This is a genomic window from Dolichospermum circinale AWQC310F, assembly GCF_000426925.1.
Classification (GTDB): Bacteria; Cyanobacteriota; Cyanobacteriia; order Cyanobacteriales; family Nostocaceae; genus Dolichospermum; species Dolichospermum circinale.
The window spans coordinates 90,312-102,758 of record NZ_KE384667.1; the positions used below are offsets into that span (position 1 = coordinate 90,312).

At 38.1% G+C, this 12,447-nt stretch carries 13 protein-coding genes; 7 read left to right on the forward strand and 6 right to left on the reverse strand.

The features are described from left to right. Positions 1 to 36 precede the first annotated feature (36 nt). Complete coding sequence (locus ACIR310F_RS0104270; RefSeq protein ID WP_028082751.1) at positions 37 to 1,428, forward strand: amidase; 1,392 nt, start codon at positions 37 to 39, stop codon at positions 1,426 to 1,428. A 110-nt stretch (positions 1,429 to 1,538) separates the two neighbouring features. Here the strand turns inward: ACIR310F_RS0104270 and ACIR310F_RS21530 are convergent, their stop codons facing one another. The 3 genes from ACIR310F_RS21530 to ACIR310F_RS0104285 all read right to left on the reverse strand — a co-directional run bounded on the left by ACIR310F_RS21530 (position 1,539) and on the right by ACIR310F_RS0104285 (position 4,152). Further along, the gene (locus ACIR310F_RS21530; protein WP_051289468.1) at positions 1,539 to 2,753 is read right to left on the reverse strand and encodes an acyl-CoA dehydrogenase family protein; all 1,215 of its coding nucleotides are present in this window, start codon (positions 2,751 to 2,753) and stop codon (positions 1,539 to 1,541) included. A 230-nt stretch (positions 2,754 to 2,983) separates the two neighbouring features. Beyond that, positions 2,984 to 3,979, reverse strand: a complete 996-nt coding sequence (ilvC, locus tag ACIR310F_RS0104280) for a ketol-acid reductoisomerase (RefSeq protein WP_028082752.1) — start codon at positions 3,977 to 3,979, stop codon at positions 2,984 to 2,986. Beyond that, a complete protein-coding gene (locus ACIR310F_RS0104285; protein ID WP_028082753.1) occupies positions 3,943 to 4,152 on the reverse strand; it encodes a hypothetical protein in 210 nt (69 codons plus the stop codon). The genes ilvC and ACIR310F_RS0104285 overlap by 37 nt, the downstream gene beginning before the upstream one ends. 123 nt (positions 4,153 to 4,275) lie before the next feature. On the opposite strand from ACIR310F_RS0104285, the gene ACIR310F_RS0104290 reads away from it, so the two are divergent. Continuing rightward, positions 4,276 to 5,634 carry an NAD(P)/FAD-dependent oxidoreductase gene (locus ACIR310F_RS0104290; protein WP_028082754.1) on the forward strand — a complete coding sequence of 453 codons (1,359 nt, stop codon included), beginning with the start codon at positions 4,276 to 4,278 and terminating at the stop codon, positions 5,632 to 5,634. Between the two features lie 71 nt (positions 5,635 to 5,705). Here the strand turns inward: ACIR310F_RS0104290 and ACIR310F_RS23520 are convergent, their stop codons facing one another. Both ACIR310F_RS23520 and ACIR310F_RS0104300 read right to left on the reverse strand, forming a co-directional pair. Further along, positions 5,706 to 6,806 carry a glycine-rich domain-containing protein gene (locus tag ACIR310F_RS23520; RefSeq protein WP_051289469.1) on the reverse strand — a complete coding sequence of 367 codons (1,101 nt, stop codon included), beginning with the start codon at positions 6,804 to 6,806 and terminating at the stop codon, positions 5,706 to 5,708. A gap of 111 nt (positions 6,807 to 6,917) precedes the next feature. After that, complete coding sequence (locus tag ACIR310F_RS0104300; RefSeq protein ID WP_028082755.1) at positions 6,918 to 7,811, reverse strand: aspartoacylase; 894 nt, start codon at positions 7,809 to 7,811, stop codon at positions 6,918 to 6,920. 133 nt (positions 7,812 to 7,944) lie between these two features. Here ACIR310F_RS0104300 and ACIR310F_RS0104305 point away from each other — a divergent pair, with 133 nt between their 5' ends. The 5 genes from ACIR310F_RS0104305 to ACIR310F_RS0104325 all read left to right on the forward strand — a co-directional run bounded on the left by ACIR310F_RS0104305 (position 7,945) and on the right by ACIR310F_RS0104325 (position 10,973). Beyond that, positions 7,945 to 8,889 (forward strand): LysR family transcriptional regulator, encoded by a 945-nt coding sequence (locus ACIR310F_RS0104305; protein ID WP_051289470.1) that lies wholly within the window; start codon positions 7,945 to 7,947, stop codon positions 8,887 to 8,889. Positions 8,890 to 8,973: 84 nt separating this feature from the next. Further along, entirely contained in the window at positions 8,974 to 9,135 is a 162-nt protein-coding gene (locus ACIR310F_RS25205; protein WP_414534231.1) for a hypothetical protein, read from the forward strand. A gap of 190 nt (positions 9,136 to 9,325) precedes the next feature. Further along, a complete protein-coding gene (locus tag ACIR310F_RS0104315; RefSeq protein WP_028082757.1) occupies positions 9,326 to 9,610 on the forward strand; it encodes a UPF0175 family protein in 285 nt (94 codons plus the stop codon). Beyond that, complete coding sequence (locus ACIR310F_RS0104320) at positions 9,611 to 10,105, forward strand: DUF3368 domain-containing protein (protein ID WP_028082758.1); 495 nt, start codon at positions 9,611 to 9,613, stop codon at positions 10,103 to 10,105. 79 nt (positions 10,106 to 10,184) lie between these two features. Continuing rightward, complete coding sequence (locus ACIR310F_RS0104325) at positions 10,185 to 10,973, forward strand: Uma2 family endonuclease (RefSeq protein WP_028082759.1); 789 nt, start codon at positions 10,185 to 10,187, stop codon at positions 10,971 to 10,973. A gap of 93 nt (positions 10,974 to 11,066) precedes the next feature. Here ACIR310F_RS0104325 and ACIR310F_RS21540 read toward each other — a convergent pair. Beyond that, positions 11,067 to 12,447, reverse strand: a 1,381-nt coding sequence (locus ACIR310F_RS21540) for a calcium-binding protein (protein WP_196803158.1), incomplete at its 5' end; no start/stop codon positions are given.

Genomic DNA, 12,447 nt, shown 5'->3' on the forward strand with positions numbered 1-12,447 from the left:
CTGCTAAAGTAACAATAAATTAGCAAATTTATATCTATGGATAATAATGATTTAGCTTTTACCCCAGCTTTAGAGTTAGCGCAATTAATTCGACTGCGGGAAGTTTCACCCCTAGAGTTGGTAGAAGTATATTTAGAACGCATTGAACGCTTAAACCCCCAATTGGGAAGTTATTTCACAGTTACGGCAGATTTAGCCGTTGCTGATGCTAAAATCAAAACAGAATTACTCACGACAACTTCAGAATTACCCCCATTTTTTGGTGTACCAATTTCTATTAAAGACTTGAATGCAGTTGCAGATGTTACTTGTACTTATGGCAATTCAGCCCTGTTAAATAATATCGCTAATTACGATGATGGTGTAGTTACCAAAATTAAACAAGCTGGGTTTATTATTCTTGGTAAAACCGCTACGTCTGAATTAGGTTCTTTTCCTTACAGTGAACCTACGGGATTTCCCCCAGCTAGAAACCCTTGGAATTTAGCATATACTCCTGGTGGTTCTAGTGGTGGTGCCGCAGCATCGGTAGCAGCGGGATTAAGTGCGATCGCTCAAGGTTCAGATGGTGGTGGTTCGATTCGTGGTCCTGCGGCTTGTTGTGGCGTAGTTGGAATTAAACCCGCTAAAGGTAGAGTGACTAAAGCCCCTGTAGGTGAAACATTAGGTGGTATTGCTGTGGATGGACCCATTACCCGTACCGTAGCTGACGCAGCGGCGATGTTAGATGTTATATCTGGATATGTCACAGGTGATCCCTATTGGTTATCAGATCCACAGCCGTCCTTTCTGAATGCAACTGAGGTTAAATTAAATCCTCTGAAAATTGCTTTTAGTACCAAGATCATGCCTTTCGGAGAAGCTGATATAAATTGTCAACAGGGAGTATTAAAAACAGTCCAGTTATTAGAACAATTTGGACATCAAATTACAGAACAATACCCAGATTTTAGCCGGTTAATTGAACCATTTAAAGTAGTTTGGCAAGCAGGAGTAGCAGTTGCAGGAATTCCCTCAGCAGCCTTGCAACCATTAAACCGCTGGTTATTAGCAAAAAATGGTTCTGTAGGTGAATATCTGCAAGCACTAGCCCAAATGCAGATTGTCTCCCGGCAGATTGTCGCGTTTTTTAATATCATAGATGTACTAGTATTACCAGTTTATCTCCATTCTCCGATTCGCGTGGGAGAATGGGCAGATTTGAGTCCAGAAGAGACATTTGCTAAAATTGTCCATTGGGTTGCCCCTTGTCCTGTTGCAAATGCTACCGGATTACCTGCGATCGCCCTGCCGATGGGTTTCGATAATAACGGTTTACCCATAAGTGTACAATTAATTGGTAAACCGGAGGCCGAGTCTACTTTAATTAGTTTAGCAGCCCAATTAGAAGCTGCCAACCCTTGGATTCAACATCGGCCAGCACTTTAAGTCAAACTCAGGATTTACAGGATTTTTATTTTGGTTAAAAAACTCTCTTCTACAAGAAGAGAGACTTTGATTTGCTTTTATACTCCCTAATAAAAGCTGAATTTATAAAACTATTGGTCATCTGTTTCTTGTGATTCATATAAAGTTTCCATTCCTAATTTTTCTAAACATCTATCAGATCCCCAGGGTCTCATTAACGCACCACAACGACTATCCCGATAAAGTCTTTCCAAAGGAAATGATTTTAAAATAGAATGTCCACCACAAACACGAATAGCTAAACTACATAATTGATTACTGTTTTCCATTACAGTATAATTTGCTGCATAGGCTCTTAGCCTTTCAGCTTTACTAGGATTTATTTTGGCTTCATTGATAACTCGATAAAAAATTGCCTTAGTTTGTTCTAAAATAATAAACATTTGAGCAACATTAAATTGCTTAATTTTATTTTGTCTTTGTTTTATCGGTGGCATTCCTACTACTTCACCACGCAAATACTTAATTGTAAAATCATAAGCAGCTTGAGCAATACCCATATAAGTAGGTGCTAGAGTAAAAAACATATGTGGGTACAACTCAGTCAGTTTTAAATAAATATTTGAGGGCAGTAATTGAGCATTATTAGGAACAAAAACATTATCGAAAATTAAAGTGCGAGAAATTGTAGCTCTCATTCCTAGAGGATTCCATTCTCCAACTACTTGCACCCCTTGAGTTTTCGCTGGGATAGCAATATAAAGACAATTCTCTACTGAAATATTTACTTTTTCCTCAGTACAAACGATACCATAATAGTCGGCGGCTTCTGAAAGTGAGGCAAAGGTTTTTTTTCCATTAATTAACCATCCTCCCTCGACCTTTTTAGCAGTTGTTTGATAAGCTTTACCAAGAGATACACCTGCACCCTCTTCAGAAATTGGTTGGGAATAAAGTGCCTGTTTTTCGACTATTCTTTGAAAATGAATTTTTTTATAGATTTCACATTCTGCTATTTGAGATTCCGTCAATGGTAATTTATCATCTAAAATACTTAACCAAAGAGTTGAAGAAATGTGCATATTATAAGTAAGAGCAGTAGCACCACAATATCGTGCTATTTCAGCCGATATTAAACAATAACTGGGAAAATCAACACCCATTCCCCCATATTCTTTTGGTACACATAATGCTAGAAGTCCGTGATTTCGTAAATCTTCATAATTTTCCCAAGGAAAAGAAGCTTCTTCGTCATAGACAAAAGCACGAGAGGCAAATTTATTTTTTCCTAATTCTTGAACTAATTCAATTAAGGTTTTTTGTTGATTATTTAAGTTAAAATCCATGGTTCATTATGTTTTTTTGAACTCTTTTACTCTGCTTTCACCAAATTGGTGTCAACCCTTAATTTTTCCTGGGCTGTAACCTTGAAAATTCATTGATTTATCTGATAGTGCGGAAAGCGATCGCATTCCCCATGTATGTAAAGAAACAGAAATGTTTATTGAAAGAGGCTTAGTTTGATTGTCAAAACTTGGTAAAAGGTAAAAAATTACCAATTACCAATTATCTAAAATTACGCTTTCTTCAACCAACTAAACATAGCGCGTAAATCCTTCCCAACTGCTTCAATAGGATGTTCAGCTTCTTGACGACGCATAGCAGTAAAACCAGGTTTACCCGCTTGGTTTTCTAATACAAATTCCCGCGCAAATTGTCCAGATTGAATTTCGCTGAGGATTTTCTTCATTTCCGCTTTAGTTTGAGAGGTGACAACACGGGGACCACGAGTATAATCACCATATTCGGCGGTATTAGAAATACTATCACGCATTGTTGCTAAACCACCTTCTACGACCAAATCAACAATTAATTTGACCTCATGTAGACATTCAAAATAAGCTAGTTCTGGTTGATATCCTGCTTCTACCAGGGTTTCAAAACCCGCTTTAATTAAAGCACTCAAACCACCACATAATACCGCTTGTTCTCCAAATAAATCCGTTTCGGTTTCTTCGCGGAAAGTGGTTTCTAAAATACCCGCCCGTGTACCACCAATACCTCTAGCATAAGCCATAGCGCGATCGCGTGCTTTACCGGTTGCATCTTGATAAACTGCAAATAATGCAGGTACACCTTGTCCTTGTTCGTAAGTACGACGGACTAAATGTCCGGGTCCTTTAGGTGCAACCATGACGACATCAACATCAGCGGGGGGGATAACCTGTGCAAAGTGGATATTAAAGCCGTGTGCAAAAGCTAAAACGTTTCCAGCCTCTAAATTTGGTTCAATTTCGGTTTTATAAATTGTTTTTTGGACTTCATCAGGTAATAAAATCATGATGAAATCAGCAGCTTTAGCAGCGTCACCAACATTTTTTACAGTCAAGCCAGCAGCTTCGGCTTTCGCTGTGGACTTACTACCGGGATATAATCCCACAATCACATTAACACCGCTATCTTTTAGATTGAGCGCGTGAGCATGACCTTGAGAACCATAACCAATAATAGCAACCGTCTTACCCGCTAAAAGGTCTAAATTAGCATCTTCATCATAATACATACGCGCCATAGAAGCATCTCCTGTCCGTAAAGGTTGTCATGAAATTGGCAGAATTTTGATTGTATCGCAAATTGGTCAGTTGTTTGTTGGGCGTTGGTATTTTTCTCCTTTCTTCCTCCTGACAACTGACCACTGACAACTGACCACTGACCACCGACCACTGACCACCGACCACTGACCACTGACTAATCCCCTACGTTTACTTTTTTTTCAGAAGTTCAAGATAAACAGAAATAATTATGACAATTTTGATACAAATTTGTTAAGAATAGTTACAACACCTGTTATCCAAGGAAATATCTGTTATGGTTGATCTATCTGACAAAAAACCAGTCCACCAAGTCGTGATTATTGGCGGTGGTTTTGGTGGCTTATATGCTGCTAAGTCTTTAGCCAAGGCCAATGTACAAATCACGCTCATTGATAAACGCAATTTTCACCTCTTTCAACCACTGCTGTACCAAGTCGCTACAGGTGCTTTATCCCCAGCAGATATCTCCTCTCCCTTGCGTTCTGTCCTCAGCAAAAGCAAAAATACAAAGGTATTGTTAGGTGAAGTTCATGATATTGACCCCAAAGCCCAGAATGTGATAGTCAAAGGGGAATCTGTCCACTATGATACCCTAATTGTCGCCACAGGGGCAAAGCATTCCTATTTTGGTAAGGATAACTGGGAAGAATTTGCACCCGGTTTAAAGACTGTTGAGGACGCTATTGAAATGCGTCGGCGAATTTTTATGGCCTTTGAAGCTGCTGAAAATGAAAGCGACCCCATTAAACGTCAAGCTTTATTAACTTTTGTAATTGTCGGCGGTGGTCCAACTGGAGTAGAATTGGCAGGAGCAATTGCAGAATTAGCCACTAAAACCCTCAAAGAAGATTTTCGCAACATTGACACATCAGAAACCAGAGTTTTATTATTAGAGGGTTTAGATCGTGTTCTTCCTCCCTTCGCACCCGAATTATCTCAGACAGCAGAAGTATCATTAAAAGCTTTGGGTGTAGATGTGCAAACCAAAACCTTAGTAACACATATTGAAAATGATATTGTTACAATCAAACAGGGTGATGAAGTCAAAGAAATTGCAGCTAAAACCGTGTTGTGGGCTGCTGGTGTAAAAGCTTCACCTATGGGTAAGGTGTTAACGGATAGGACTGGAGTAGAAAGCGATCGCGCTGGTCGTGTTATAGTAGAACCGGATTTGAGTATTAAGGAATATCCTAACATCTTTGTAGTTGGTGATTTAGCCAACTTCTCCCATCAAAATGATAAACCCTTACCGGGAGTTGCACCAGTGGCCATGCAAGAAGGGGAATATGTAGCTAAACTGATTCAAAAACGCCTGAAAGGTGAAACATTACGCCAGTTTAAATATGTAGATAGAGGTAGTTTAGCAATGATTGGTCAACACGCTGCCGTTGTTGATTTAGGATTTATTCAACTCCGAGGTTTCTTTGCGTGGTTTGTGTGGTTATTCATTCATATCTACTTCCTCATAGAATTTGACAACAAGTTAGTAGTCATGATTCAATGGTTATGGAATTATTTTACCCGCAATCGTAGTGCCAGATTAATTACAGGTAAAGAAGCCATTGCACCTATCCCAATTGCAAATAATCAGAGTCACACACCAATTGTCACCAAAAAGCCGTTAAATGTGTAGTTGCTCACTCGTTCCCAGTCTCCGGCTGGGAATGCCCTTTAGAGGCTCTGCCTCCCATATTAAAATTAAAATCAGTCACCCGTTAAGTTGGGAATTATTTCAACTTTATTTTCTTGTTGAGAACAATAGTTGCAAGTATAAACAACTAATTTTTCGCCTTTTTCTTCAGTTGTAGCCTTTCTTATAATTTTACTAGAAGTTACGGTCATGGTTAATCCCCCACAATGACTACAAGTTTTAAATCTATCTGATAAACTAACATAGCCCCGTAGATGGATAGAATTACGATCAATTTTTGTACAACAGCTTTGACAATACCATGCCTCAAAATAAATACTTTTAATTCCCATAGCGGTGATTTGTTTTTCATTTAAGAAATCAACTACCGATTTTATTAGTTTGAGTTCTTTTTTGCATTTATCACAATATATTGGTCGTAAAGATTTGCGTTTATTAATTTTTCTTAAAATTCCTATTAATCCTTGATAGATTATTTGTATAAAACATAAGAAAATAAAACATAAGATAATAAAAATATCAAAATTCGGATAATTATTTGGGTATGACTCACTAGCTAAAGTGTACAATAAATTAAAGAAAGGAAGTGATATGCAAAAAGATCCTATATGAAAGGCAAAATGAATTATGCCATCATGCTCATCATTACCTTTAATTTGTATACCTTTCGTCGGAGGAATAAAAACAGGTCTTGAGGATAATAATATTCCTAGGTACTGAACATTCTGAGCGAATCGGATATTTGATGGCGGCCAAATATCAATTGGTGGGAGTTCATTAAATATTTTTTCATAGCTCATCAGCGTTTGTTCATACCACCTGCGAAACTTCTCTTGCTCACTATAGCCACCAATACCAGGATTATGATGCAATGATTTATGTAATATTTTGCCACAAAACTCATCCCAGTATGAGTGAGTATAGGTTAAGTGCAAATGCCAAGCTTGATCCACTTGAGAAGAAGGACTAACAGGATGCCCAGCGATCATGGCAAGAAAGGCAAACTTTTTGTATTCGTTAATAACACGTTGGGTGTATTCAATTGTCCAACCGTTGTCTTTTGCTAATCGTTTATTAAATAATAAAACTGCATCAGAATCATCTAGAGAAAATTTTTGAATATTCTGATAAAGCTCTTTCTGTTGAGTATTCATTAGTAACTCCTTTGAAGTATTGAAAGTTAAATTGTCAAAACTAACCAACAGGTAATAGCATGAACGACGGATGAGTTCTTGAAAGTTATTTGTGTAAATCCTAATTTTGGCTTACTCAACAGTAATCATCCGTTTTTCGGTAAAACACATAGCAATACCTTTTTCATAATAAGCAGCTTCATTGATAAAGACTGGATAGACAGTAGAGTTTCCTTGATAGCTAATGATTTGACCATCAAATGTTAAGAACATAGGATCACCGGGATTCAAAACTTCATAATCTTTAAACTGAAGATGAGGATGGATCATAGCTTGAATTTCTCCGTGTTCGTTTCTCGGATAATCAATTTTATCTATATATTCATAGCAGATTAGGTTATTTGAAAAAGATGGAACTTTTTCCTGATTGTACAGTTCCAAATAATCTAAAATTGTGTAAATCATGGCTTCAGTTTTCAGAATAAACTCTGCATTTACAACACCTTGAGGAACAGATCCTACCTCAATACAAATTCCAAATCTACCAAGCGATCGCAGCGCATGATAACTTCGACCAGAGTTTCCAGAACTATAAACCTTCACTAAAGGATTAACATAACGGAGATAGGCTGCTAATTGCAGATTGAAGGGTTCATCATTATCTACAATTATGGTTATGCCCATGTTGGCAGTTGTACTATGTAAATCCAAGATAAAATCAACAGGAGTTTCACCATTTTGTCCAAAAAGATGGTTAATCTCTTTAGCCCGTAAATCCTCATAACTAGAAAGTTTTGAATCTTCTAAATTTTGGCGCAGGAAGCACCGATTTAAATCTTTGTTTATGTATCGTCTTACTGCTGTAAATGCTTGAGGATTAGCCAATAGGGTCAGTGTTTCAAAACTGGATCTGTGAATTAATTGAGGGAATTGCTCAAACTTTTTGATCAAGTGTACTCCAGTAAACTCATTCCCATGAGTTCCACCGACAATCAACACCTGACTCAGTTTATTTTCAGGCTTCATTTCTGCTTCTCCAGTGACAAGTAGTTGTGTTGTTCTGAAGATATCTGAGAAACCCATGATACAATCACCTTATTTATGCAACATTCCATGACTAAAATGTCATAATGCCGATAAAACAAGAATTTTTAGCCCTATGACTAACCCCAAACTGCCCGATGATCATAAATGGTCGAATTGGGATCAACTCGAACTGTGTCATCTGAAATATGCGATCGCTGTAAGTGAGAAGCAGGGATTTACCAACGCTGCTGCATATCTGGAAATTGATCAGGGATTTCTGAGTAAGCAAATAAAGTGGCTGGAAAAAAAAATTGGATTTCAACTATTTGATCGTAACCAGCGCCCGTTAAAATTAACAAATGCTGGAAATGAGTTTTTGCAAGAAGCAGGTATTATTCTCCATCAGCTTGAACAAGCAATTGAATTAGGTCAAAGATTAAGTCGTGGTGAGAAAGGACGATTAAATATAGGAATCAATACCTCCATTGCTAACAGTAAACTACCCGACATTCTCAGGGGATTTCATGAGAAATTTCCCGAAGTAGAATTGATGTTACAGGAACTAGCTTCTTATGATCAAATTGACAAGTTGCGAAACCAAAAACTTGATTTAGGTTTCTTTCACCTGCATAATTTGCGTAATATTAATAACGATAATGTTTTAACTTTTATCCCTGTTCTTCAAGAATCGCTGGTCATTGTTTTACCTGAAAACCATCGTTTTGCAAGACGAACTAGTATTTCACTTGCAGCACTGGCAAATGAGCAATTTATCCTTCCACCAAATAACCTGTTATATAATTTTCGTGAGCAAATTAATGATCTTTGTATGGATGCAGGTTTTAAGCCAAAAGTTAAACAAGAAGCTGCATGGATATCAACTGTTCTAAGTTTAGTTGCGGGTGGAATGGGCATTTCACTACTTCCAGCTAATGTACAAAATTTGCAACGACATGGTGTAATCTATCGTTCTATACAAGGACAATTACCAGTATTAGAAATCGTTGCTGTTTGGCGAAGTGATAATGTATCTATAATTTTGAAAAATTTCCTGGAAGTGATTTCTAATTTATCCTGAGTTTCTCATCATCAAGGCTAAAATCTGACATTATTTGATTAATATTGACTTGATAAATATTTAACAATCCAAAATAGTAAAATTATGAATAATAATTTATCTTCCCTACGAGTTCGAGATATTGGTGAACAAGGTTTTTTAGAAAGATTACAACGCTTTTATCTACCAGACGTGATTGGTGATGATACAGCAGTATTACTCACTAAACCAGATCAATCTCTCACTGCTCTGGCTTATCTGTATTAATATAATGCTAAAATACAACTATAACTTCTGAATTATTGCTACATTTTAGATATAGAAATTTGAAATTTGCTCCCCAGTATCATCAATAATGTATCAAATATATCCGCCACTTTCCCCTAACTAAAGAAACATTGTTCCGGGAAGTGGTTTAAAGATTAAAATAACAGTGTAGAATCAGGAGGTTTTGGTAATGGCTTTAACAATTTTAGATGAGCAGTTAGAAAGTATTCAGCTTTCGGCTGAGGTTCAGGAAAAAGCTTTACAAAAAGCTAAAGAAGGTTATGTAATGACATTATTAGAGGTAGGAGAAATTAGCAGTGGCAGGGCGGGGAAAATTCTTGGTGTTTCCCGTTTAGAGGTAATAGAAATGATGAAAAAATGGGGTATTTCTCTTTTTGACGATTCTCAAAGTTTGGAGGAATTACGTCAAGAAGTAGAACAGGCAGAGTTAATTTTAAATCAGCAGATTTCTTAAATGATTATTGTTTCTGATACTACGCCAATTAGCGAGTTGGCAAAAGTGGATCATCTTAATTTGTTGCCAAAACTTTTTGGTAAAGTTGTGATTCCCCAAGGTGTATTTGATGAATTGCAAGTAGGTGAGCATCCAGCAGCAAAACTTGTTCAGAATTTGTCTTGGTTGGAGGTTGTAACGGTAGATAATCAGCAGTTGGTTAGGGAGTTACAACAATCGTTTAAGTTAGATTTAGGAGAGTCAGAAGCTATTGCTTTAGCAGAAGAAATTAGTGCTTCTGGGTTATTAATTGATGAAAGGGCTGCTAGGAAGGTGGCAATGGCTCGAAAGTTACCTTTAATTGGGACTGTGGGGATTTTGCTGTTAGCGAAGCGTCGGGGTTTGTTGGATAGTGTTAAGGATGTTTTAGATGAAATGCAAGAACAGGGAATGAGAATTTCAGATCGGCTTTATGTGCAGGTTTTGACTTTAGCACAGGAAAAAGACGGGGAATAATATGCGAATATTGCATTTCTAAACCGAATCATCTTGCGACATAATAGAAATAGAAATTCTATCTTTAGGATTGTTAAGAATGTATCAAACAGATCCGCCACTTTCCCCTAAAGAAACATTACCGACAATGTATGATCTTCCTAGCGAAGACCCGGAGGAACCTGGTTTGCCAGATCAATTTCATTTATTCCAACCACAATTATTAACAGAAACATTCCGTCCAGCAAATTATCCTAGCGACCAAATATTTACAGGAAGTGATCTGAATCTTTATTATGATTTACGTCATCCTTCATGGTATAAACGTCCAGATTGGTTTGCAGTGTTAGGTGTTCCCTCACTTTATGAGAATAGAGATTTGCGGTTAAGTTATGTAGTTTGGCAAGAAGCAGTTAATCCTTATATTGTCGTTGAATTACTCTCACCAGGAACAGAAAAAGAAGACTTAGGGCAAACATTAAGAGATGTCGAAAAACCTCCTGGTAAATGGGAAGTTTACGAACAAATTTTAAGAGTACCCTATTACGCCATCTTTGATCGTTATAAATCTGAATTTAGAATGTTTCAGTTAACAGGCGCTCGTTATGCTGAAGTAAACTTATCAGATTTTCGGTTTTGGATTCCCGAAATAAAATTAGGTTTAGGAGTGTGGCAAGGAAGTTATAAAACTGTCGAAATGCCTTGGTTACGTTGGTATGATCAAGACGGTAATTGGATGTTAACCAGCACAGAAGAGGAAAAACAAAAAGCTGAACGAGAAACACAAAAAGCTGAACGAGAAACACAAAAGTTAGAACAAGAAAGGCAAAAAACCCAAAGATTAATTGCCCAACTGCGTGCGCTTGGTGTTGAACCTGATTTAGAATAAACAAGATCTCACATCTTCTCGTTCTTCTCGTTCCCAGTCCTAGACTGGGAACGGGGGACACTTGGGGAGTAGAAAGTGGATTATAACTCCAGATTAAGCAATAATCAGAAAATCGTTAGCAGTCAAAGGATCTAAAGCTGCAAACTCACCACCAGTACCAAAACCTGGTGTAGCACCATCTTGGTTGTAGAAGAGACTACCGCTGGTTAGACTATAAACAATCCTGGCCCCGCTATCTCCTGCGAATTCATCATCTTCAACATAGTCAAAGTCTGACGGATCGCTCAATCCTGTACCGACATCACTGGTTAGAAAATCAAATACGGTTTTACTCAGAACTAACTGGTCAACTCCTGTGGTGAAGTCAGCAATGATGTCTACTCCATTATCAGTTGTATTAAAAGGATTATCTCCAATGAATACGAACTGGTCACTACCAGCGCCACCAAACAAATTGTTACTACCCAGACCACCCGTGAGGGTGTCATCACCATCTCCGCCACTCAAGGAGTCATTACCATCTCCGCCAAACAAGAAGTCATTACCAGTACTTCCATTGAGGATGTCATTACCTAGACCACCTTCTAAGGTGTTGTCCAGACTATTGCCAATGAGGCGGTCATTACCATCACCACCGATTGCGTTTTCAATCGCGTCTAATGCGTTTAATACAACTTTTGTGTTTGTATTAGCATCAACGGTTTGACCAAAGCTGGTACCCAGATTCAGACGGATATTAGCAGACGTACCAGCAAAGCTAATGGTATCTACTCCAGATCCATCTGTAATAGTGTCCCTACCCAGTCCAATCCCATTGATGGTGAAAATATAAGTATCATCACCCTCACCACCATCAAGAGTGTCATCACCCTCACCACCATCAAGGGTATTGTTCTCAGTATTACCAGTGATAACGTTATTAAGAGCATTACCCGTACCGTTAATTACTGCTCTTCCTGTCAGTGTCAGGTTTTCGATGTTGGCTAGGGCAGCAATAGTGTAAGTGACATTAGATTGAATGGTATCTGTACCTGCGTTGGCATTTTCGGTAATGGTGTCAGTGGTGCTATCTACAACATAGATATCATCGCCTGCACCACCAATCAAGGTATCTCTACCAGCACCACCATCAAGAGTGTCATTACCAGCACCACCGTTGAGGATGTTATTAGCACCGTTACCAGTAATGACGTTATTACCCGCGTTACCAGTACCGTTAATTGCTGCTGTTCCTGTTAAAGTCGGGTTTTCAACGTTAGCAAGAGCCGCAATGGTGTAAGTAACACTAGATTGAATGGTATCTGTACCACCACTGGCATTTTCGGTAATGGTGTCAGTGGTGCTATCTACAACGTAAATATCGTCACCAGCCCCACCAATTAAGGTATCTGTACCAGCACCACCATTGAGGATGTTATTAGCACCGTTACCAGTAATGACGTTATTACCCGCGTTACCAGTACCGTTAATTGCT